Origin of the sequence: Leptospira ellinghausenii (assembly GCF_003114815.1) — a bacterium.
GTDB lineage: Bacteria > Spirochaetota > Leptospiria > Leptospirales > Leptospiraceae > Leptospira_A > Leptospira_A ellinghausenii.
The window spans coordinates 255,818-275,635 of sequence record NZ_BFAZ01000010.1 but is presented as its reverse complement, the minus strand read 5'-3'; the positions used below and the strand labels follow the sequence as shown (position 1 = coordinate 275,635).

The window sequence follows — 19,818 nt, the reverse complement described above, 5'->3', positions numbered from 1 at the left end:
CAAAGAAGATACCTACCCTTCCCCAACGAACATCTGTCATTCAATTGCTAAACTCATCCGTGGGTTCAGGGCCTTCTGATTTTTCTAACACAGCCTGTTCAAAATTTTGATCGATTTCTTTTTGGTTGAGACACTCGGATTCGAATTTCATTTTGTCGTAAATGTAAAAGTAACCAATTTCTGTAGTTTGGTAGGGATCTTTGTCTCGGCTTTTTATCGCAGATTTTGCACTAGATTGATCTGTATATATCCAATACGTAAACCTATTGCCTTTGCTCTCAGAGATGATTCCAGCTAAATAAATTTTTTTACCATTTCGCTCGATCGTGAGTATGCCCAAATCATCCTTCGTTACGTTAAATTCATACAAGGAAGTTGAGTGAGGTCTTCTCATACGTAAGTTCGTGCTCGATAAGAAAAATCTTGAGCCCCATAATAGGTTGAGTTCCTGTTCTGTGTAATCGATAGCATATTTATCTCGCAAAAAAATAAGAAACGAATTCCTTCCTCTTTTCACATTTGAATACGGCTCTAAACAAAGTCCCTGTTCCCGAGATTGGTTTTCTAGATTTGGTGTTCCCTCTGCCTTTTGATCAAAGGATTTCGTATCGAGCTTACCACATACGAGAAGGAAACACCCCATCATCAAAATACCTAAACAAATTCGTTTTCTCATAATTCTAGTTAGCATACGGATTCCGTTTCCCTTTTAACTCTGGAAGCTCATCAATTTCACTGAGTACTTTTTCGTAACTCCCCCAACCTTTGAATCCCATATAGTAATCTGAGGTACATAACGGCAGATTTGGTTCGCCAGGATAAACTTCCAAAACTTTCAATTGAATGGCAAATATATTTCCAGGAGGAGTTGTTGGCTTAACGGGCTTAAAAGACTGCATGGCATTGATGATCTTTTCATCTTCTTTTAATTCGATATCGTAGCTAATGATTTTCTTAAATTTGCCAATGATTTTGATATTCATGGCATTATTGGTCAAAGTAATTGGAGCATCGTAATATGTTAAACGCATTTTTTGATCTTTGCATAACGTACATCAATCGTTCCATCGAATTCGCAATAGTTTTTAAAATAAAAGAGATAATCGTCCTTTAAATCAGTCGATTGTTTATTTTTAGATAAGGTTGAATCTTCGTTATACGAGGCAGAAACATAAACGGCTGGTTCTTTCCCCTGCCATTTGCTCACAAACCAACGACGCCGATCGCCAAATTTATGAATGATTTCTGCTCTTTCTTTCAGTTTTAATAACTCTTTAAAATACCCTCCTTGTTTATAATAAATTAAACTATTAAACCAATCATCCTCCATAGATGTAATCAAATCACCGGCCATAAAACCATTGTTTTGTAGTTCTATCTTCTTTCTAACTTGTTCCAAATCATTATTATCGTTTGCCAAAACAATTGAAAAAGTAAGCAAGAATACTAAGACTAATTTCATCTATTTTTTCTCTAAAATAGTAGACCAACGATTCCCAAGTTCGAAATCTTCATATCGATAACGAGTGAGTTCTTCTTCTTTGTTGGAATCATTCACAATCCATTCTCCTCTTGCATCCTATCCCACTATATGAAATTGCCCCTATTCCACAACCAAACCTTCTATAATGATGGTTCGGCGAGAGTATAAAGCTCGGTTAGAAGCAAACAAAACTTGTGCTCCTGTTGTGAGCGTTCGGATCACAGAGTCGGCAACATTTTCTTTCGACTCTATCCGAAGGTTCACAATTTTTTTAGCATTTGGGAGTTCTTCTCGGAATATTTCATCTAACTGGAGCGTGTCGATGGCTTGCGTGTCAAACAAATACCAGGAGAGTTTTACTTCGATGTGAAAAGGACGGTATTTTTCGTTTGGTTCGAGCTCATTGGAAAAACTAACAGGGATTTTGGTTTCGGTTAGTTCATACCGGTAGGTTGCACAACCCATAAGTAGAAACAAAAAACAAAGTGCTAAACAAAATCTGAATTTGTGGAAGGAAAACTTCATTGATTGCCACCTTTGTTTGTCGCATAAAGATTTCCACGAATGTGGACTGAATAAGGCCTAACAATTCCGACTGTAATCAAATCGTAAATCCCATCCATAAACTCATATTCCTCTGTGATTTTTAAATCTCCAATATGGGCATTGGGATACTTTAAATAGAGTTCAGAGAAAAATTCATCCAAAGTTTGGTCCCTCACATTGGACAGTCCCCAAAATAGATACACTCGTGTGTAGGTGAAATTGAAGGATTGGATTTTTTGGTACCCTTCTTCTTTGGTAAACCCATTCAATCGGACTTTTTGTTTTCCCCAAGTTTGGTAATACGAAGTATTGGCACATTGCAGGAGAAGGAATAGAAGGCTCAAAACAATTTTAGATTTCATAAAACTCTCAATCACGATTTATTATACAGAACTGTCGTTAGAGGGCAATTGTAAAAAACTGCATTCCCATTGACAAGCGTTATCTAAAATTGCGAAAGAAGTTCTTTTGTTAAGAGGGAGAGAGATCGAACTGGGCAATGGCAATCATACAGTTTAAAATCACTGATTGATTCCATGTAGACATTTAGTTTTCCAAATCCATTTTAATTCCAAAACTCTTTTGATTTTTTCAAAAAAATTCCAAACACATATCCTTCTAGACCATTCTTGGTTTTGATTTTCACCCAAGGGGCAATGTTTTCATCAATTTCTTCTATTGGACCTGTATCTTCGATCACTTGTACTTCTTCGTTTAATTTCATTTTACCGAATGATTCGCCATTACGATTCAGCTCTTTTCTAAGATTGACATCTGGTTTTCTAACGATATAGTTTCCTAAGTTTAAATACGGGATAAACTCGTAACATTTATGAGGACAAGTATTTCGATCTCTTGGGAATAATCCTCGGTTTGTTTTTAGGTCGAAACTGGCACTATCCATTCAGAACTATAAACTGTGACGGTAAAATCTAAGTTTTATACTTTCCCTTTCCTTTGCCGTTGTTTGGATTTCTGATGATTTTCTTTTTTCGACTACTTCGCTTTCCTTTTTAACATTGAACCTCTTGAAAAAGTAGTCGATTCGATTGTTTGAATCAATTACAAAGTCCTCATACCTTGGCACTCGCTCCACAATACTTGTCGTATCTTTTTTGTTAGATATATCTATCCATTGCGAACATGACAAGAATATAGGAGATTTAACAAACATGAGTAGGAAAATTTTAGTTTTGAATTTCATTTTTTATTACTTACGGTAAGCCTTGGAATCAATCATTCCCGATAATGTTTGTACATGGATTTGATTGCTCCTGGTGATGACTGCCATGTCCCCCATACGGGATCAGGAGAATATTTTTTAAATATAAAGCTACATTTATTTTTTCCAAACACTAAATCCTTTAATCGGGAAATAAGTTGGGCCTCTTCTATAAATAGCGTTTTTAGAATTTGGATCATACCCATAGATTCGATCAAAGATGATTTCGTCATACCAACTCCCGAATATTCGGAATGTCGACTGTTCCACAATCTCTTCAGACTTTTGGCCACAGGCAGCTGTCCCAATGATCAATAACAATATTAATAGTAAAAACTTTTCTTTCATTTTAAATACTGCCCATAACAAACCCTATCAGAACCTTACTTTGAGATGATTAACACTTAACCTAAATATCAATGCAAAGTATACGAATATAGAAAACATTTTTTATGAAATCCTTCTGGACAACGAAACAAAAAATCTAAATCTCTTGAATTCCTATAATGATCTTCAGGATGAAAGTATCTTCCTCCCAAAAAAACAATATTGACTTCATCTCCATCACTTGTTGCTGCCATTGCGATGAACCTAATTTCCATAGATTTCTTTAGCCAGTCTCGGGGTGATATGAATGATGGCTCAATTTCGTCCGTATTAAACAAGATGGCTATTTTCTTTTGTACAGTCATTGTATCAAAAAATAGTTCACAAACGGAAAACTTCGATTTTTCTTCTAAATATCCGTCATTTCTTCTGAATCTACCATCTGTCTTTTCTCCTGTACTAAAATAATCAGTATCATCTAAAGATCGAAGATAGTATTACAGTCTTGATTTTTGATGGCATTTAGGAAATCTTTATAGTAACTGCCTTCTCCAAGCTCTTTGTCTACTATGATTGTTTGCACTATAGACTCTTCGGCTTTCGTAATGGGTTTTTCCTTTTTCGAACAACAGAATACCAAAATGATTCCACAAATCAGAGTAATGATCCATTTCATGTTTTTTCTCATCTCTTTTGGTATGTAGAAGTGCACCAAGAAGTTTTTCATTTAGAACCTTGTGGTAAAATGACTCCCATAATGTATGCTTTTCATCAATTGCAATAATTGGACTCATATTCACTTTGAATCAAATCTGCTGCTTTTTTATTTTTATACTGAGTGTATGGCAACACCAATAATGGCGTGAGTCCAATTGGTCCTGTCCAAAAACCAACACCAAAGGATATTGCAGAAATTGCTGTAGTGACATTTCTATTTTCTACTTGAATCTCTCGCATTTGACGTTTCGCATGAAAATACTGAGCAACACATTCTTCCTTGTCATTTTTTGGAGTTTCAGGTATGGAGATACAAGCTCCGAATAACAAAAGTAAATTTATTGCAAATGATTTATGATTTCTTTTGCGCATCGATCCAATACCTTCAAATTGGCAACTTCAATCATAGATTCGATTTCACTAGTACGATAAAACCCATAAATTTCTATCGTTTTTTTGGCATTTTCTATGATCTCAATATTTGTGCGAGGGACACCGTTAACGGAAATTTTACACAATAGTTTTACCTCATAATGATGATCACGTACTTGTAATGGCCAGTACCCAGTGAAAGGCCAAAATGCTGGCCACGTTTTCCACATAATAAAATTTGATTCGAAATTAGGATACACCTCAATATCGATCAGATACTTGTCTACTTCCTCTTTAGCATTTCGATCGTTAGAGACATCTAACACTTGATTGCTAACTCGATTGTTTTTTAGAATCGATTTGAAAGTATACTTCCAAGCCTTTGTATAATTGACACTATCAGAAGTGTAAACTTCAAATTTACCTATATAAACTTCTTGGTTTATGTATGGATAAATAGTATTTTCTGATTCTCTAGGTTGCGGGACTTGTTTGATGTCAATCGCACAGGAAACAAACAAAAAGAAAATAAGTATACTCGTAATTTGATTACCATTTAACATTTGTATCACCACCTTCACCCAAGTCCCACATCTAAAGCCATCATCAGCACAAATCCAAACATCGCACCGAGTGTTGACATTTCGGTTTCTTTCCCCGTATGTGATTCTGGAATCAATTCCTCCACCACCACAAAGATCATCGCTCCTGCCGCAAAAGAAAGAGCAAACGGAAGGATACTTTCCACATAAAACACAAGGGCCGCACCAAGAAGTCCACCAATGGGTTCGACAAATCCAGAAAGTTGTCCATACCAAAAACTTTTTTTGGCACTATACCCTTCTCGAAGGAGTGGAATGGAAACCGCAGCCCCTTCGGGGATATTTTGGATCCCAATCCCAAAGGCAACCACCACTGCCGCCATAAGAGCCTCGTAAGTAAACCCATCACCTAATGCACCAAAGGCGACACCTACTGCAAGTCCCTCTGGGATATTATGCAAAGTGATGGCAAGGATGAGTAACAAACTCCTTTGGAAAGAAGACTTCCCTCCTTCGAGTCGGTTTTCTTCTAAACCAATGTGTAAATGTGGGAGGAGTTTGTGGAGTCCAAACAAGGAAAGCCCACCTGATAAAAACCCAAGGCTCACATGGAACCAAGCAGGCCCGCCAGCAGTTTCAGAAAGTTCAATCGAAGGGAGTAAGAGTGACCAAAAACTAGCAGCGATCATAATGCCTGAGGCAAAGCCAAGCATCGCATTAAACACAGGCCTTGGAACTGTGCGAAAAAAAAACACAAACCCTGCTCCAAACGCAGTACAAAACCAAGTAAACCCAGTGGCAAGAAGTGCCAATACCACTGGATGGAATGAAAGTAGATCAATGAACATCTATTTGGCGGGCATCATCCCTACAAACAAAGAACTCATTTCTTTGGCACGCCAAAGTCCGTCGGAGTCTTTTTCCACAGTGACAGGACGGTAACTGGAAGCACCTTTTGTGGCAACAAAGAGTTTGATCCTTCCAGAAGACTCTTCCCCTGAATAAGGATTGGTGTAGGTTTCGACTGTGAGAGGAAGCTTCGGTGTATACCCGTTAGACGGTTCTGCCCCTTTCCAATACCCATTTGGTAACATTTTGTATTTGTCGAGTTGCCCCAGTAAATAGGAATCACTTCCTCCTAAATCCACTCCATCAATCGCTGTTGGTTTATTCGATTTTTGTCTGTTTTTGGAAAGGACAGAAAGTACCACTGCTTTTCTTCCTAATTCTGGATTTTTTCCGTAGAGGGAAATGGCAAGGACTAAAACGGCAACTCCACCTTCTGGAGTTGTGGCGGTGGCCGCTTGGATGGATTTGAATTCTTCAATTGTGTTTGGTTCAGAGGGAAAACTGACAGGTGTTCGTTCTGTCAAATTTTGTGCCACAAGGGATACGGTAAACGAGACCAGAAGTAATGTTACAATTCGTTTCATGGGCGAAAATCTTAGTTTGATTTCCTTTGGATGCAATCCTTTTTCTAAATTTTTTCTTTACCAATGGTCGAAAAGGGATATGTTATTTTTATGAAAAAAATTTCTCTTTTCCTATTTTTATTTTTCCCCCTCATGATCACCTCACAAACATTAAAGGACGCGAAAGAATTCCAGGCCCTCTCCAAAAAAATGTGTGCCAAAACTTCGGAATGTATGAAAGAAAAACTCAAAGACCTTCCGCCAGAACAAAGGAAGATGGTTGAATCTCAATTTGTGAATGGAAATGTCTGTGAATCTCGTTACAAACAATACGTCGTTGAAGGCCAAAAGCCAAGTAACGAAAAACCAACCAAAAAACTCACCAAACAAGACATAGAAGACATGAAACAATGTACAAAGGAAATGGCTGCGTTTTCCTGTGCTGAATTAGAAGAAGGGAAAATCCCACAAGCTTGTGAGAAGTTCCAATCCGAAGAGGAATAAATCTTTTACAATTCCATCCAATACGGGCTCACTTCCGCGAGTCCGCTTTTCCCCAAAAGTTTTAAAATCAGTCTATCCATCCCAATGGAAATTCCCGAACAATTAGGAAATCCATTTCCGAGAGCCTCTAAAAAATCCTCATCCATTGGAAATACTTCTTTCCCGAGTTTTGCACGTAATGCTTGTTCGTCTGCAAATCGTTTTCGTTGTTCTTTTGGGTCATTCAATTCATAAAAGGCATTGGCAAGTTCCAATCCGTCCCAATAAATTTCAAATCGTTTGGCAACTCCCTTCTCAATTCTAGCAAGAGCGGCACATTCCGGAGGGTAATCATACAAAAAAACAATCCCTTCCCCTAGTTTCGGTTCGATACAATTTAAGAACACCAAAAAGAACAAATCTTCATATTGCCAAGTTTGTAATTCCTCAAAGGATGCAGAGGTTAACTTTTGTTTCATGATGGTTGGGATCAAATTTTCTCTTTCAAATCCATGCCCAAGGTGGATGAGAAACACTGACTGTACTGTAAAACGTCGGATAAATCCTGGTTTGGACAATTGGTTGTGAAGTTTTGGTATCCCAACTGTAAAGATCAGTTCCCGTAAAAATTTTTCGATAAAGTGTAGAAGCACTTCATCATCCATTCCTTCTGCATAAAGTTCTAACATGAGAAACTCTTTTGTATGGTACGAACTTCCCACTTCGCCTGACCTGTAGGTATGGGCCAACTCAAAGATACGAGTGAGGCCCGTTGCCATCATTTGTTTTAAGCTGTACTCGGGAGAAGTGATGAGATAACCCTTTTCTTTTCCAGAGGGAGAGTGCACTTCGAAGGGATCCAAGTACGGTTCCATACCGACGATGGGTTTCAGAGAGGGAGTATCCACTTCCAAAAATTCGTTTCGTGTCAAAATCTCTCGTACGGTTTGTAAAACTTTGGAACGAAAAATGAGTGTCTCTTTTGGTAGAACGTGCAAACCTAACCTCCGATGGCAAAAAAAACCAAATACCTAAATGTAAGGGAAATCCAAAACGCCTATGAAATTGTCATCTCCTCCAAAGACGTACATGCGGAGATGGAAGAAGAATTGGACTCTGTGATGCATATGTTATTTTTCCAAACCAGATCCCATATCCAAATCGACCTCTCGAATATGCCCTATTTACCCATCACCCTTCTCACCAAACTCTTGAATATGGCAAGAGACCTTCGATTGAAAAAAAGAGTTTTGGTTTTGAATGGTCTCACCCTATCCAGTTACCATTACCTCAAACGATTTGGCCTCATCCGATTGGTATTCCCCAATGAAACCACCCTCAGGGAGTCCCACCGAGTTCCCAGGGGATAATTTCCAATTCGACACCCATTTCACCTAACAAAAGCATCGTCCTTCTGTCGAGAGTGACTCCTTTGGTAAACTCAGACGCAAACTCAACCGAGACGTAAATCGTAGAAGTAAAATTTTCTGTGAACTCTTTCAGTTCTTTGCGAACGGGTCCAAGAGTTTTGAGGATGTCCCAAATATGATCTTGGGCAGCGAATTCAGGTCCTAACTTAGAATTGAGCTGCCAATGACTCGGAATTGTCATATTTTCGATGTCTTTTACATCCCCACCATGGTAATAGTCGGGAGTTAGGCCTAATTTTTCCGTCACTTCCAAGGGACGTAGCCTTGTTCCTGTGATGGCAAACATTGCCCACGATTTTAGTTCTCTTTGTGTTCCCGATTCCATTTTTTACTTTTTTTTTCTACTACAAGAACCAAATTGAGAAAGAACTCAAGGGAAAAACATGAAAAATATTTTGGTAATTGAGGACGATCCGGACATCGGGAACCTAATCCGGAAATCTCTCGATTCTGCTCATTACACCACCTCCGTTTTTGAAAATGGCGAAGATGGATTGAAATTTTATAAATCCAATCATCCTGATTTAGTGATTCTTGACCTTTCACTTCCAGACATTGATGGTATGGAAATTTGCCGTAGCATTCGGAAATCAGACGAAAGTACTCCAATTTTTATCCTTTCTGCAAGAACGGAAGAAATTGATCGAATCATGGGACTCGAGTTAGGTGCTGATGATTACATCACAAAACCATTTTCCGTTCGGGAACTCAAAACTCGTGTAGACGTTTTTTTTCGTCGTTGGGATAAAAAAATTGGGATCAAACCAAATGTGGGCCAAGCGGGTGAGATCATTCGTGGTGCCTTAAAAATTGATTCCATTCGTCGTCGTGTTACGTTAAACGAAAACATCATCAACATCTCACGGAAAGAATTCGACATTTTACAACTACTCGCTGGTTCACCAGGAAAAGTTTTTTCTCGTGAAATGATTTTGGAATCCGTTTGGGGAGTGGAATGGGATGGTTTTGAAAGGATGATTGATAGCCATATCAAACGCATTCGTTCCAAACTGGAAAAAAATTCCGCGCAACCAGAATGGATTGAAACCATTTGGGGAATTGGATATCGTTTCACTGACAATTTTGAAAACATAGTTGTACCAGACTAACATACGTTATGGAAGAAGTGAAAAAAGAAAAGTCCCTCATCGACGAAATTAAGTTGTATGAGAAAAAAGCCAAGGAAATTGAACAAAGAGCCAAGGAGAAGTATATGGAACAAGTAAGTGACATCAAACAAAAGTTAGGAAAAGCAAGCGAAGAAGCATCCATTCGTGCCAAAGAAGTGATCGATAATGTGGGTTCCTATGTAAAAGAAAATCCACAAAAAGCAGCTGTGATTGGTTTTGGAGTTGGACTTGGTCTTGGCCTTGCCCTTGGTTGGTTTTTTAAGAAGAAATAATTGGACGAAAAACACTCTAAACAACGCAAAAAAGGTGGTTTAAAAGCCACCTTCGAAGAGTTCATCGCCAAACTTGTATCATACATCGAAGTGATGGTGATATATTTACAAAAAAATGTACAGTTTTATGTGCAAAAATTTGTTAAAAAAACGGTTTGGGTATTCACTGCTCTCATTCTCATCTTTCTTGGGCTTGTGTACACTTCGTACGGAGTATTCTTAAGCATTCAAAAGTTTTTAGTAAGTGGGGATCCCATCCTTGCGAGTTTCGGAACTGGGTTTGGATTTTTAGTTTTTGCAATCCTCTTTTTATCTTTTGTCTTCCGTAAATAATTTGTATGGTATTTAACCCCTTCCAAGACCACAACCGTTACCTCGACAAAGACCCAAAAGATATGACTTTGTCCGAATTAAGGATGTTACTCAAGATCAAACGAATGGACTTAACACTTGGTTGGATCGAATTAGAAGGCAAAGTAAAATTCTGGCAAAGAGTGGTTCGTAGCCTTCGTGAATCTGGCATTTTAGACAAAGCCAAAGATGGAATCCAAAGTTATTTGCAAAAGGACACACCAAAAGAATAAGGATTTGCCCTTCCACATCCGATCCTAGTACCAACAGTAGGACAACATGGCATCGGAAGAAATTTTAGTATTTACCACAATAGGCGACCGCGACATGGCGGAAGAACAAATCTCTGAAATGTTGGAACAAGGGATCATCGTCTCAGGAACCATTTTCCCTGAAGTCGAACTGGTTTACCTTTGGGAAGGCAAAATCACAGTCGATACCGAAAACAAAATCCTACTCAAGGCAAAAGCTGACAAGTATGATGCGATCGAAGCATATATCATGAAACACCATCCTTACATTGCACCAGAAATCATTCGGATGGATGTGAGTTTTGGTAGCCCCGCCTACAAAGCGTTTGTTGCCGACAAAATCAAAAAGAATTCGTAAGCCCAAATACCTTTTGTTATTTCCGTTCTGTTGTTTCATGCCACAAACTCATGACAGTCAGGACCTCGCCAATCCAAAAGGATCCGAAGAAAAAAGCCGGTCTAAGGACTTCCAGATCATCCATTCATTAGGGCAAAGATTTGGGCGCCTCGGATTGGTTCGAAAGCCAAACTCCCAAACATTAACGACCGGGCCACTCCGGGGTCCGCGTTCGCTCCCGTCCTAGTTGGCGAATCGCCACTAGGACCTTCGCCCTCCGTTTCCCTGGCGCAGGATAGAATCTGGTTTTCCAAATTTAGCATTGAATGCAGGCAAAAAAATGTGTTGCCAAATGACTACATATAATTGATTAGTCAAATGGCTACATAATGGATTTACGAAGAGATGTGTTTCAGGCAATTGCAGATCCCACAAGGCGGGCCATCCTCCTCCTTGTGGCCACCCAATCCATGACAGCGGGAGCGATTGCTTCCCAATTTGATTCCAAACGACCTACCATTTCCAAACACCTACTCATCTTAACCGAATGTGATCTGTTACAAAGAGAACCCATTGGCCGTGAGATGTACTACCACCTAAACCCAAATAAGATGAAGGAAATTGCCCATTTCATCGAACCTTTCCGTAAACTCTGGGACGACAGGTTTAACAAATTGGAATCCGTGATGAAACAATATAAACCGAAGGCATAATGAAAATCGTTTGAGAATAAGGAATTTGGAATGGAACTCAAAACAAAAGTGATCGCCGAAGACGGCAAACAAGAGTTAATGATTGAACGTGAATTTGATTTACCAGCATCTCTTGTCTTTAAGGCTCATACAGAACCAGAACTCATCGAACAATGGATGGGAAACAAGGTAATCCAATTTGAAAAACGAAATCATGGAAGTTATGTGTTTGAAACAAAATCTCCAGAGGGCATAGTCCTTTTTCGAGCCAATGGTGTATTGTTAAACCTGATTGAAAACCAAAGTTTTGTCCGCACATTTGAAATGGAAAATACAGGATTCCCCATCCAACTCGAATTTTTTACCATCGAATCCATTTCCGAAAACAAATCCAAACTCACAATGCAAATTGTATTTCAATCTGTGGAACAAAGAGACAAACTACTGAAGATGCCATTTGCCCAAGGGATCAATATGGCCCACAACCGATTGCAAACAATCACAAAACAGTGAATGGATTAAATTATAACATAGGTTAAATGATATGGAACCAAAGCCAAAAAAAAGTAACACCAAAAATCCAAACTCTTTTTTTGATGAAGTAAAATCTTGGAAAAAAGAATTCCAAATCCTACGTTCCCTTGCACTCGAGAGTAAACTCACTGAAGAAATTAAATGGGGACAACCTTGTTACACATTAAATGGTCAAAATGTATTTTTATTACATGGATTCAAAGAATACGTTGCGATTTTATTTTTCAAAGGTGCATTGTTAAAAGACTCAAAAAAAATTCTCATCCAACAAACAAAAAACGTACAAGCTGCTAGGCAAATGCGTTTCCAATCAGCAGAACAAATTACAAAATCAAAAAACACGATTCAGGCATTTATGAGAGATGCAATCGAGTTGGAAAAAGCTGGGAAAAAACCAATTTTGAAAAAAACTTCAGAGTTTGAAGTTCCAGAAGAGTTTTTAAGAATATTGGAACAAAATCCAAAATTACAGACCGCATTCCAAGAGTTAACTCCCGGTAGGCAAAGAGGGTACCTACTCTTCTTTAATTCTGCAAAACGAAAAGAAACAAGAGAAGAAAGAATCACAAAACATATCCCCAATATCTTAATTGGAAAAGGATTAAACGATTAAAAGAATCATTGATAGTTCAAGTTTTGTTTAGGAATACTGAATCCATTCAAATTAGGGATTACATTTTTTATTTAGGAGATCATTTATGTCAGAGAAAACAAACAAAATTCTATATTGGTTCTTTACCCTTTGGTTATCACTGGGTATGAGTTCCACAGCCATCGTCCAACTTTTGAAACTTCCTGAAGAAGTGGAAAAGATAAACCAATTGGGATACCCAACCTACTTTCTCACTCTTCTAGGTGTTTGGAAATTACTTGGGGTCATCGCCGTACTGGTTCCAAAATTTTTACTACTGAAAGAATGGGCGTATGCAGGGTTCTTCTTTGCGATGTCTGGAGCGGCAATTTCTCACATCACTTGTGGACATCCCATAACAGAAGTTTTACCATCTTTGTTACTGTTAAGTTTAACTGCGATTTCCTGGTACTTACGACCAGAAAATCGCAAAATCAAAGTCTAAACCAAAGGAATTCGAATCCATCAAACGATCAAACAATTGAATACAGTATCTGTTTGATCGTTTCCGAATCATATCGATATAGAAGTCGATTTTTGATTCTCCCGATACTCCTTGTACCAATGCCACGAACCATAAAAAGCAATGAGAAGGAAAATCACATATTCAACTGTCACAAAAGGAATATTCTTCAGAGAATACAAAACAATACAAACGATATCCACAAACACCCATAAAAACCAAGATTCCAATTTTCTTTGGGCAAGCAGTAAATTGGCAATGATACTTGTTACAGTTGTAAATGCATCCCAATACAAATAATCAGGTGGTTTGGCAAACAAACTTGGGAACCAAATGGGCAAGTGTTTTGTAAAAAACCCAAGGCCAAAGGTTCCGACGATCAAAAGGAAAATCACAAAAAAGTTTTTGTTTCTCCCTAATGATACAATCTTCGTAAATTGACCGGTTCGTTTTCTCCAAATGATCCAACCATAAATACTAGATCCAAAAAAATAAACTTGTAACAACATATCCGAATACAATTGGATTTGGAAAAATAAAAAGAAAAAACAAATCGAATTAAAAATTCCTATGGGCCAAGTCAGGATATGATTCCTACAAGCTAAGTACACACAGACAAGTCCAGATGTAGTACCTAAAAATTCTAATAACGATAAGGGATACCCAAGGATTGTAAAAATCGAATAGTCTAAGGATAAGTATTGTTCGAAGAGAATAATTTCTGTCATACTTGTTTAGTCTCGAGCACTATTTTCCAAAATCAGAATCGATTTAGATCCGAAAAAAATCTTCTTTAAATCCTTTTTCACCTAACCATTTACTTTGTAATAGATTGTAACCAACAATTTCGAAGTCCCTTGCGATCCACTTTCTATATTTTTGTTTTGTCCTGGAAAATGCATATGGATCCACAAAGGACATTTCTTCTTTCATCACCGCATAATCTACATTTGTTGGAACTGTAAAATATAAATAATTACAATACTTTGCCATTTTTTCTAAAACAGATGGAATTTGGTTATCAGATAAGTATTGGATCACGGAATTACAAATCCCAAGTTCCACTGGTTCCTTTTCCAATTTTGGCAAAATTAATGTTTCCAATGATTCATGGTAAATATGAAACTTATCTGATCGTTTGACCCAATCTTTTTTCTTCAAATCTTCATAAGCCTCTTTAGACGCATCCACTGCATACACCTTCACTGGCGAAAAAACCTTTACCATCTCACGAAGTAAAATCCCCTTTCCAAAACCAAAGTCGGCTATTTTATAAACTGGAATTTCCATAAGTTGGAAAAGAGCTTTTAGATAGTCTGCATGTTGTTTGGCATTATAAGAACCGTCTACATCTAGACCATTCCCGTAAATTTCGGACCAGTATTCACTTCCAAATTCTTTTCCATTTTTACCAAGGCCTGTTTGTTTTTGTTTTAAAAATCCTTTCATTAGAATTGGACTCCTAAACTTTGCAGCTCTTTAATCATCTCTTTAATGTACTTTGGTTCTTTGGTTAACTGATCCACTTCTTTTTGATACGCTTTTGTCACCATTTGGTTATCAAGTTTCACTCGTTTTAGATACACATCCAATGATTCTTTTGTGATTTTACTGGAAGGGAAATCTGCCATGAGAGGATGGGAAAAAAATCTTTGCCGTATCGAATCTTCCAATTCTCGGATTTTAGATTTGATGATCCCAACAAATCGTTTGATGGAGGTATCATGAAACGATACATCAGTTTGTTGGTTTGGAATGAGTTCGTCTACTTGGAGTTTGATTTCTAAAATTTCAGCAATATTCATATTATCCCTGGCACCAGAGAGTTTGGTCATCAGTTTTGCTTTTTTTTCACGTAATACAGGATCTTGTTCTTTGTCTGGATGGATGAGTTTAGCTAGATTCTTAAATAAGGTATTGATGTCAGTACTTAACAACCGTTCTGCTTCTAATTGTTTTTTTTCTTTATCCAGTTGTGCTTTGGATTTTTTTTTGTCTTTGAATCCAGACTTTGATTTTCGAAAATATTCTGCTCTATATTCTTCATACTTTTCTCGGAAGTCTCTGTATTTTTCTTCGTGAGATTCTCTTTCTTCATCGGAATCAAATTGGGTGCGATTGAAATCATCCAAATCAATATCCATTCCAAAGGTTTGTTTGATCCGAGACTCCATTTGGTTTTTGTAACGAATCCGTTCTAATTTTTCAAATTTGGTTTCCAACTGGTCTCGAAATGGAGTATAAAATTCTGGGTCTTCTGTCAAATTATCATTACACATATCGAGCAAATACCGGCGTAAAAACTCTCTTTGCATTTTCCCAAAAGATAATTTTTCTTCCATTAAGATCGAACACATCAGTTCAAATCGTTCCCGTTCCAATTGTTTCTGTTTGTTTAATTCTGGTAAAACAACGTTTAAGTACGTTTCGTTCACCAATTGGAATAAAGGTTCTATTTCTTTGGAACGTTCTAAAGTTTCTTTGTGTTTGCGAAGAGCGTCATTAAATTCTTTTTGTGCTTTTGTTTGGTTGGAAGATTCCCCTGTCCATACAATGGATTCATCCATTGTTTCTTGTCCAACTGAGGCCTTCGATTTGTTTGGATTGGTTTCGGAATTTGAATTTATATTTTTTTTGGATTTAGGAGTTGGCATGAAAAAGAAGGACTTGCCAGAAATGACTCTGGCAAGTGTTTCATCGAGTTGTTTTACGCTTTCATCAAATTCAAAGCAGCACCTGCTTTGAACCATTCGATTTGTTGCGCATTGTAAGTATGGTTCACTTGGATCTCATCTTTTTTTCCATCTTTATGATTGAGAACCAAACTGAGTGGTTTTCCTTCTTGGAAAGAAGTGAGACCGATGATGTCGATTGAATCGTCTTCTTGGATTTTATCGTAATCATCTTTGTTGGCGAACGTAAGTGCAAGCATCCCTTGTTTTTTTAAGTTTGTTTCGTGGATCCGTGCAAACGATTTTACAAGTACTGCTCTTACACCAAGATGCCTTGGTTCCATCGCCGCGTGTTCGCGAGAAGAACCTTCCCCATAGTTTTCATCTCCAACTACAATCGACCCAATCCCTTGTGCTTTGTAAGCTCTTTGGGTTTGAGGGACTGGTTCGTAGTTTCCTGAAACTTGGTTTTTCACTTCGTTGGTTTTGCCATTAAAGAAGTTTGTAGCACCGATGAGGAGGTTATTGGAAATATTATCCAAGTGACCACGAAATTTTAACCAAGGGCCCGCCATTGAGATATGGTCTGTTGTACATTTCCCTTTGGCTTTGATGAGAAGTTTCAATCCTTTGAGGTCTGTTCCTTCCCAAGCTTTGAATGGAGCAAGGAGTTGTAGTCTAGTGGAACTTGGGTCCACAATCACTTGCACACCAGATCCATCTGCTGCTGGAGCCACATAACCTGCATCTTCAACCGCAAAACCTTTGCTAGGAAGTTCTTCTCCTGTAGGAGGGTCTAGTTTTACCTTTTCCCCTTTTTCATTGGTTAAAGAATCCGTGAGTGGATTAAAACCTAAATCCCCTGCAATCGCAAGTGCTGTTGTGATTTCTGGTGATGCCACAAAAGCATAGGTGTTTGGATTACCATCTTGGCGTGCTTGGAAGTTGCGATTGAAGGAGTGAACAATTGTGTTTTTTTCCTTTTTCTCAGCCCCCACACGAGACCACATCCCAATACATGGTCCACAAGCATTGGAAAATACTTTTGCACCAATTTGGTTGAAAGTATCAATAAAACCATCTCGTTGGATTGTGTATCTTACAAGTTCCGAACCTGGTGTGATGGTAAATTCGGCTTTGGTTTTGAGACCTTTGGAAGCCACTTGTTTGGCAAGGGAAGCCGCACGAGAGATGTCTTCATACGATGAGTTTGTGCAAGATCCGATAAGACCTACTTCTACTTTGAGCGGCCAACCATTTTTCGCTGCCTCTTCTTTCATTTTGGAAATGGGAGTCGCAAGGTCTGGTGTGAAAGGACCATTCACGTATGGCTCTAGTGTATTGAGATCAATTTCGATCACTTGGTCAAAGTACTTAGCTGGGTCTGCATACACTTCAGGGTCAGCAGTTAAGTGTGCTTTGTATTTGTTGGCAAGATCTGCCACATCAGCTCTGTTAGTAGAACGTAGGTAACGTTCCATAGAAGCATCATATCCAAATGTGGAAGTGGTTGCTCCAATTTCGGCACCCATGTTACAAATTGTACCTTTTCCTGTGCAAGAAAGAGCTTCCGCACCTGGACCAAAGTATTCTACAATCGCACCCGTTCCCCCTTTGACTGTGAGGATCCCTGCTACTTTTAAAATGACATCTTTTGCAGAAGTCCAACCATTGAGTTTTCCTGTGAGTTTGACACCTATTGCTTTTGGCCATTTGAGTTCCCAAGGGAGTCCCGCCATCACATCACAAGCGTCAGCTCCACCAACACCGATTGCCACCATACCAAGTCCACCAGCATTCACTGTATGGGAGTCAGTTCCAATCATCATCCCACCTGGGAATGCATAGTTTTCTAAAACAACTTGGTGGATGATCCCAGCACCTGGTTTCCAAAACCCAATTCCATATTTATTGGAAACGGAAGATAAAAAATCATAAACTTCTTTGTTCTCTGTAACAGCAATGCCAAGGTCTTTGCCTGATTCTTCTTTTGCTGTAATTAAGTGGTCACAGTGTACTGTAGAAGGCACTGCCACTTTTTTTCTGCCTGCTTGCATAAACTGCAAAAGGGCCATCTGTGCTGTTGCATCTTGCATCGCCACTCGGTCTGGCGCAAAGTCAACATAATCTGCACCACGTCCAAAACTCTTGGAAGGGTTTCCATCCCAAAGGTGGTTGTATAAAATCTTCTCTGTGAGAGTGAGGGGTCGACCCACAATCTTCCTGGCTTGTGTGATGGCCGCTTCCATTTTGGAATAACGAGCCGCGATCATTTCTATATCAAATGCCATCTGAACCTCTTATACCTATCAGACCGTAGGAAAAAAGGGAATCAATCGAAAATTAAACTACAGAAGCTAAAATCAGTAAAATTGGTTCTTTTAGGGAAGTGAAATGGCATCAACCGTCAATTCGGACATAAACCTCATCCGCCTTTAGGATGAGTCCTGTTTTGATTTCAATGAGCCTTGTATTGACAAAAACTCCGTCTTGGTAAGGAGTCACAATCCCTGTGATAATGACATCCAATTTGAGAACTTCACCTATTTTACGCAAGGTGGCAGTGTCTGTAGGAGAATCCAAACTGAGACCAGCTTCTTTTAATACCTTTTGGTTTGCCAATCGATCTAAAATTTGGAAGCGGTCTCTTTTCACGAGTTCCGTAGTGAGTTTTTCTGCGAGGATATCTCCATATGGACTTTTTTTCCCTTCATTGTCGAGGAATGTCAGGACAACAAGTCTCTCTGGTTGGAAATAAAATCCTTTCTCGGATAAAGAAGTGGCGAGTTGTTCTAATGGAGGAGTGGTTGGTTTTTTGGGTTTTGATTCCCTTTCCTCTCCCAGATAACAAGAGCTAAGTGGAATTGAAATCAAACAAAGAAGGATAAAATTAAAACGCAACTTCCATTCCAAGTGAGGTAACATATTCATAAAACGATTTCCCATTAAAAGCATTCCCAACCATATATCCACCAGGAACCCCAACTAGCATACCGTCTTTATAAAATTGATTTTGAAAATTGAGAAAAAAAGTCGTTTTGAGTTTGCCTGGGTGTTTGCCACGAAACGATGCTGAAAATGTTTCGGGGGATCGACCATTTTGGTCTCTCACTTGTAATAAAGGGTCATTAAAAACATTAAAAATTTGGTTACCAACATAGAGTGAATAATTTTTGTTTGGACCCAAAAAGAGAACGAATCCGAGGGAAGCAATGTCCTGTGCTGGAATAAAACTAAGTTGGCCATTGGAAGCATTGGGTCTTTGGTTCACATAATTATAACGAAGGTTTAGTTGGATTTTGTCACAGCCGAAAAAAAAAGAAAATTTACCACCATCAATTCCACTCGATACTACTGCGTTATCAGTTTTTACATTATAAACTGAAGTTTGTACTTTTAAGAAGGGAGAAGCAGAAAAATTACCTTGGTATTCAAAAAGTAATTTTGGATCATATAACGTACGTTTGTTTGCTTCTATTTGACGGAAAATCAAACTCGCAGATGGATTTAATGGCGCATTTAAAATGAATTGAGATAAAGATGGTTCTCCACTTTGTTTTGCATCTAGTGCCGAATACAAAGAAGGAGAAAAATCGGAATCAATTCGTGAATAAGAGTAAGAAAAATTGCTACGTTTAACCCCGCGACGAAAGGAAACGCCAGGAGTTCCCAGTGAAAAAGATACGAGGGTCTCACGTGGGACTCTTGAAAATTCAGATTGTTTTGGATAGGAGTAACTTTGATTGGATTCAATCTGAGAATTTAGAGTTTTTTTTTCAGCTAACGAGAGTTTTGTTGAGTTTTCCAATTTTTTGACTTGGTTTTCTTGGATCGGTGTCAAAGTGACCACTGCAAGAAGACCAAAGCCAGAAATGAGTGAAACAAAAACAGAAGCTTGAGGGGAGTTCATAAAGAAACTGTAAAAACATATTTCCTAATCCAAAGTGAATG

31 protein-coding genes are annotated in these 19,818 nt (G+C 38.4%); 11 read left to right on the top strand and 20 right to left on the bottom strand.

From position 1 onward, the window contains the following. Positions 1-40: 40 nt before the first annotated feature. The 12 genes from DI076_RS18270 to DI076_RS18210 all read right to left on the bottom strand — a co-directional run bounded on the left by DI076_RS18270 (position 41) and on the right by DI076_RS18210 (position 6,642). Positions 41-691: a hypothetical protein gene (locus DI076_RS18270; protein WP_135358399.1), complete on the bottom strand. Its 651-nt coding sequence runs from the start codon at positions 689-691 to the stop codon at positions 41-43. Further along, the gene (locus DI076_RS20380) at positions 681-1,031 is read right to left on the bottom strand and encodes a hypothetical protein (protein ID WP_245918571.1); all 351 of its coding nucleotides are present in this window, start codon (positions 1,029-1,031) and stop codon (positions 681-683) included. The genes DI076_RS18270 and DI076_RS20380 overlap by 11 nt, the downstream gene beginning before the upstream one ends. Beyond that, on the bottom strand, positions 1,022-1,462 hold the full coding sequence (locus tag DI076_RS20375) for a hypothetical protein (RefSeq protein ID WP_245918570.1): 441 nt from the start codon (positions 1,460-1,462) through the stop codon (positions 1,022-1,024). Before DI076_RS20375 ends, DI076_RS20380 begins: the two co-directional genes overlap by 10 nt. Positions 1,463-1,603: 141 nt before the next feature. Beyond that, positions 1,604-2,008: a hypothetical protein gene (locus DI076_RS18260; RefSeq protein ID WP_245918569.1), complete on the bottom strand. Its 405-nt coding sequence runs from the start codon at positions 2,006-2,008 to the stop codon at positions 1,604-1,606. Further along, positions 2,005-2,391, bottom strand: a complete 387-nt coding sequence (locus DI076_RS18255) for a hypothetical protein (protein ID WP_108961266.1) — start codon at positions 2,389-2,391, stop codon at positions 2,005-2,007. Before DI076_RS18255 ends, DI076_RS18260 begins: the two co-directional genes overlap by 4 nt. A 203-nt stretch (positions 2,392-2,594) precedes the next feature. Further along, positions 2,595-2,933, bottom strand: a complete 339-nt coding sequence (locus tag DI076_RS18250) for an SH3 domain-containing protein (RefSeq protein ID WP_108961265.1) — start codon at positions 2,931-2,933, stop codon at positions 2,595-2,597. Between the two features lie 435 nt (positions 2,934-3,368). Further along, positions 3,369-3,599, bottom strand: coding sequence for a hypothetical protein (locus tag DI076_RS18240; protein WP_108961263.1), 231 nt, complete (start codon positions 3,597-3,599; stop codon positions 3,369-3,371). A 68-nt stretch (positions 3,600-3,667) separates the two neighbouring features. Beyond that, positions 3,668-3,832 carry a hypothetical protein gene (locus DI076_RS20195; protein ID WP_167396556.1) on the bottom strand — a complete coding sequence of 55 codons (165 nt, stop codon included), beginning with the start codon at positions 3,830-3,832 and terminating at the stop codon, positions 3,668-3,670. 517 nt (positions 3,833-4,349) lie between these two features. Further along, positions 4,350-4,667 carry a hypothetical protein gene (locus DI076_RS20370; protein ID WP_245918568.1) on the bottom strand — a complete coding sequence of 106 codons (318 nt, stop codon included), beginning with the start codon at positions 4,665-4,667 and terminating at the stop codon, positions 4,350-4,352. Next, positions 4,634-5,230: an LBF_2127 family putative lipoprotein gene (locus DI076_RS18220; RefSeq protein WP_135358398.1), complete on the bottom strand. Its 597-nt coding sequence runs from the start codon at positions 5,228-5,230 to the stop codon at positions 4,634-4,636. The genes DI076_RS20370 and DI076_RS18220 overlap by 34 nt, the downstream gene beginning before the upstream one ends. 14 nt (positions 5,231-5,244) lie before the next feature. Beyond that, positions 5,245-6,057 (bottom strand): ZIP family metal transporter, encoded by an 813-nt coding sequence (locus DI076_RS18215; RefSeq protein WP_108961259.1) that lies wholly within the window; start codon positions 6,055-6,057, stop codon positions 5,245-5,247. Beyond that, positions 6,058-6,642, bottom strand: coding sequence for a DUF6935 domain-containing protein (locus DI076_RS18210; protein ID WP_108961258.1), 585 nt, complete (start codon positions 6,640-6,642; stop codon positions 6,058-6,060). Between the two features lie 90 nt (positions 6,643-6,732). Between DI076_RS18210 and DI076_RS18205 the strand changes: the two genes are divergently transcribed. Next, complete coding sequence (locus DI076_RS18205) at positions 6,733-7,125, top strand: LA_2478/LA_2722/LA_4182 family protein (protein ID WP_108961257.1); 393 nt, start codon at positions 6,733-6,735, stop codon at positions 7,123-7,125. Between the two features lie 5 nt (positions 7,126-7,130). Here DI076_RS18205 and DI076_RS18200 read toward each other — a convergent pair whose 3' ends face one another. Next, complete coding sequence (locus tag DI076_RS18200; RefSeq protein ID WP_108961256.1) at positions 7,131-8,102, bottom strand: amino acid--tRNA ligase-related protein; 972 nt, start codon at positions 8,100-8,102, stop codon at positions 7,131-7,133. Positions 8,103-8,114: 12 nt separating this feature from the next. Between DI076_RS18200 and DI076_RS18195 the strand changes: the two genes are divergently transcribed. Next, entirely contained in the window at positions 8,115-8,474 is a 360-nt protein-coding gene (locus DI076_RS18195; protein WP_108961255.1) for a hypothetical protein, read from the top strand. Here the strand turns inward: DI076_RS18195 and DI076_RS18190 are convergent. Beyond that, positions 8,443-8,859, bottom strand: a complete 417-nt coding sequence (locus DI076_RS18190) for a DUF4279 domain-containing protein (RefSeq protein ID WP_108961254.1) — start codon at positions 8,857-8,859, stop codon at positions 8,443-8,445. The two genes, DI076_RS18195 and DI076_RS18190, sit on opposite strands and share 32 nt — an antisense overlap. A gap of 58 nt (positions 8,860-8,917) precedes the next feature. On the opposite strand from DI076_RS18190, the gene DI076_RS18185 reads away from it, so the two are divergent. The 9 genes from DI076_RS18185 to DI076_RS18140 all read left to right on the top strand — a co-directional run bounded on the left by DI076_RS18185 (position 8,918) and on the right by DI076_RS18140 (position 13,177). Continuing rightward, positions 8,918-9,643 carry a response regulator transcription factor gene (locus tag DI076_RS18185; RefSeq protein ID WP_012476707.1) on the top strand — a complete coding sequence of 242 codons (726 nt, stop codon included), beginning with the start codon at positions 8,918-8,920 and terminating at the stop codon, positions 9,641-9,643. An 8-nt stretch (positions 9,644-9,651) separates the two neighbouring features. Then, positions 9,652-9,936 (top strand): DUF883 family protein, encoded by a 285-nt coding sequence (locus DI076_RS18180; protein WP_100720452.1) that lies wholly within the window; start codon positions 9,652-9,654, stop codon positions 9,934-9,936. Continuing rightward, positions 9,937-10,269, top strand: coding sequence for an LBF_4227 family protein (locus DI076_RS18175; RefSeq protein ID WP_108961253.1), 333 nt, complete (start codon positions 9,937-9,939; stop codon positions 10,267-10,269). 5 nt (positions 10,270-10,274) lie between these two features. Continuing rightward, the gene (locus DI076_RS18170; RefSeq protein WP_100727715.1) at positions 10,275-10,520 is read left to right on the top strand and encodes a hypothetical protein; all 246 of its coding nucleotides are present in this window, start codon (positions 10,275-10,277) and stop codon (positions 10,518-10,520) included. Positions 10,521-10,566: 46 nt separating this feature from the next. Continuing rightward, positions 10,567-10,896, top strand: a complete 330-nt coding sequence (gene cutA, locus DI076_RS18165; protein ID WP_100728772.1) for a divalent-cation tolerance protein CutA — start codon at positions 10,567-10,569, stop codon at positions 10,894-10,896. Positions 10,897-11,264: 368 nt separating this feature from the next. Next, positions 11,265-11,588 carry an ArsR/SmtB family transcription factor gene (locus DI076_RS18155; RefSeq protein ID WP_108961251.1) on the top strand — a complete coding sequence of 108 codons (324 nt, stop codon included), beginning with the start codon at positions 11,265-11,267 and terminating at the stop codon, positions 11,586-11,588. A 30-nt stretch (positions 11,589-11,618) separates the two neighbouring features. Further along, complete coding sequence (locus DI076_RS18150; RefSeq protein ID WP_108961250.1) at positions 11,619-12,080, top strand: SRPBCC family protein; 462 nt, start codon at positions 11,619-11,621, stop codon at positions 12,078-12,080. Positions 12,081-12,111: 31 nt separating this feature from the next. Beyond that, complete coding sequence (locus DI076_RS18145; RefSeq protein ID WP_108961249.1) at positions 12,112-12,714, top strand: YdeI/OmpD-associated family protein; 603 nt, start codon at positions 12,112-12,114, stop codon at positions 12,712-12,714. Positions 12,715-12,799: 85 nt separating this feature from the next. Then, a complete protein-coding gene (locus tag DI076_RS18140) occupies positions 12,800-13,177 on the top strand; it encodes a DoxX family protein (protein WP_108961248.1) in 378 nt (125 codons plus the stop codon). A 68-nt stretch (positions 13,178-13,245) separates the two neighbouring features. Here the strand turns inward: DI076_RS18140 and pnuC are convergent, their stop codons facing one another. From pnuC to DI076_RS18110, 6 genes are all read right to left on the bottom strand, one after another. Further along, a complete protein-coding gene (gene pnuC, locus DI076_RS18135) occupies positions 13,246-13,923 on the bottom strand; it encodes a nicotinamide riboside transporter PnuC (RefSeq protein ID WP_108961247.1) in 678 nt (225 codons plus the stop codon). Between the two features lie 43 nt (positions 13,924-13,966). Beyond that, a complete protein-coding gene (locus tag DI076_RS18130; protein WP_108961246.1) occupies positions 13,967-14,644 on the bottom strand; it encodes a class I SAM-dependent methyltransferase in 678 nt (225 codons plus the stop codon). Next, the gene (locus DI076_RS18125; RefSeq protein ID WP_108961293.1) at positions 14,644-15,762 is read right to left on the bottom strand and encodes a hypothetical protein; all 1,119 of its coding nucleotides are present in this window, start codon (positions 15,760-15,762) and stop codon (positions 14,644-14,646) included. Before DI076_RS18125 ends, DI076_RS18130 begins: the two co-directional genes overlap by 1 nt. Positions 15,763-15,902: 140 nt before the next feature. Then, positions 15,903-18,158 (bottom strand): aconitate hydratase, encoded by a 2,256-nt coding sequence (locus DI076_RS18120; protein ID WP_108961245.1) that lies wholly within the window; start codon positions 18,156-18,158, stop codon positions 15,903-15,905. 109 nt (positions 18,159-18,267) lie between these two features. After that, positions 18,268-18,798, bottom strand: coding sequence for a FlgO family outer membrane protein (locus tag DI076_RS18115; RefSeq protein WP_108961244.1), 531 nt, complete (start codon positions 18,796-18,798; stop codon positions 18,268-18,270). Further along, complete coding sequence (locus tag DI076_RS18110) at positions 18,758-19,777, bottom strand: hypothetical protein (protein ID WP_108961243.1); 1,020 nt, start codon at positions 19,775-19,777, stop codon at positions 18,758-18,760. Before DI076_RS18110 ends, DI076_RS18115 begins: the two co-directional genes overlap by 41 nt. Positions 19,778-19,818: the final 41 nt, after the last annotated feature.

Coding starts and splice junctions, on each gene's coding strand:
- DI076_RS18270 (WP_135358399.1), bottom strand. CDS start 691: ATGCTAACTAGAATTATGAGAAAACGAATTTGTTTAGGTATTTTGATG.
- DI076_RS20380 (WP_245918571.1), bottom strand. CDS start 1,031: ATGCGTTTAACATATTACGATGCTCCAATTACTTTGACCAATAATGCC.
- DI076_RS20375 (WP_245918570.1), bottom strand. CDS start 1,462: ATGAAATTAGTCTTAGTATTCTTGCTTACTTTTTCAATTGTTTTGGCA.
- DI076_RS18260 (WP_245918569.1), bottom strand. CDS start 2,008: ATGAAGTTTTCCTTCCACAAATTCAGATTTTGTTTAGCACTTTGTTTT.
- DI076_RS18255 (WP_108961266.1), bottom strand. CDS start 2,391: ATGAAATCTAAAATTGTTTTGAGCCTTCTATTCCTTCTCCTGCAATGT.
- DI076_RS18250 (WP_108961265.1), bottom strand. CDS start 2,933: ATGGATAGTGCCAGTTTCGACCTAAAAACAAACCGAGGATTATTCCCA.
- DI076_RS18240 (WP_108961263.1), bottom strand. CDS start 3,599: ATGAAAGAAAAGTTTTTACTATTAATATTGTTATTGATCATTGGGACA.
- DI076_RS20195 (WP_167396556.1), bottom strand. CDS start 3,832: ATGGCAGCAACAAGTGATGGAGATGAAGTCAATATTGTTTTTTTGGGA.
- DI076_RS20370 (WP_245918568.1), bottom strand. CDS start 4,667: ATGCGCAAAAGAAATCATAAATCATTTGCAATAAATTTACTTTTGTTA.
- DI076_RS18220 (WP_135358398.1), bottom strand. CDS start 5,230: ATGTTAAATGGTAATCAAATTACGAGTATACTTATTTTCTTTTTGTTT.
- DI076_RS18215 (WP_108961259.1), bottom strand. CDS start 6,057: ATGTTCATTGATCTACTTTCATTCCATCCAGTGGTATTGGCACTTCTT.
- DI076_RS18210 (WP_108961258.1), bottom strand. CDS start 6,642: ATGAAACGAATTGTAACATTACTTCTGGTCTCGTTTACCGTATCCCTT.
- DI076_RS18205 (WP_108961257.1), top strand. CDS start 6,733: ATGAAAAAAATTTCTCTTTTCCTATTTTTATTTTTCCCCCTCATGATC.
- DI076_RS18195 (WP_108961255.1), top strand. CDS start 8,115: ATGGCAAAAAAAACCAAATACCTAAATGTAAGGGAAATCCAAAACGCC.
- DI076_RS18190 (WP_108961254.1), bottom strand. CDS start 8,859: ATGGAATCGGGAACACAAAGAGAACTAAAATCGTGGGCAATGTTTGCC.
- DI076_RS18185 (WP_012476707.1), top strand. CDS start 8,918: ATGAAAAATATTTTGGTAATTGAGGACGATCCGGACATCGGGAACCTA.
- DI076_RS18180 (WP_100720452.1), top strand. CDS start 9,652: ATGGAAGAAGTGAAAAAAGAAAAGTCCCTCATCGACGAAATTAAGTTG.
- DI076_RS18170 (WP_100727715.1), top strand. CDS start 10,275: ATGGTATTTAACCCCTTCCAAGACCACAACCGTTACCTCGACAAAGAC.
- cutA (WP_100728772.1), top strand. CDS start 10,567: ATGGCATCGGAAGAAATTTTAGTATTTACCACAATAGGCGACCGCGAC.
- DI076_RS18155 (WP_108961251.1), top strand. CDS start 11,265: ATGGATTTACGAAGAGATGTGTTTCAGGCAATTGCAGATCCCACAAGG.
- DI076_RS18150 (WP_108961250.1), top strand. CDS start 11,619: ATGGAACTCAAAACAAAAGTGATCGCCGAAGACGGCAAACAAGAGTTA.
- DI076_RS18145 (WP_108961249.1), top strand. CDS start 12,112: ATGGAACCAAAGCCAAAAAAAAGTAACACCAAAAATCCAAACTCTTTT.
- DI076_RS18140 (WP_108961248.1), top strand. CDS start 12,800: ATGTCAGAGAAAACAAACAAAATTCTATATTGGTTCTTTACCCTTTGG.
- pnuC (WP_108961247.1), bottom strand. CDS start 13,923: ATGACAGAAATTATTCTCTTCGAACAATACTTATCCTTAGACTATTCG.
- DI076_RS18130 (WP_108961246.1), bottom strand. CDS start 14,644: ATGAAAGGATTTTTAAAACAAAAACAAACAGGCCTTGGTAAAAATGGA.
- DI076_RS18125 (WP_108961293.1), bottom strand. CDS start 15,762: ATGGATGAATCCATTGTATGGACAGGGGAATCTTCCAACCAAACAAAA.
- DI076_RS18120 (WP_108961245.1), bottom strand. CDS start 18,158: ATGGCATTTGATATAGAAATGATCGCGGCTCGTTATTCCAAAATGGAA.
- DI076_RS18115 (WP_108961244.1), bottom strand. CDS start 18,798: ATGAATATGTTACCTCACTTGGAATGGAAGTTGCGTTTTAATTTTATC.
- DI076_RS18110 (WP_108961243.1), bottom strand. CDS start 19,777: ATGAACTCCCCTCAAGCTTCTGTTTTTGTTTCACTCATTTCTGGCTTT.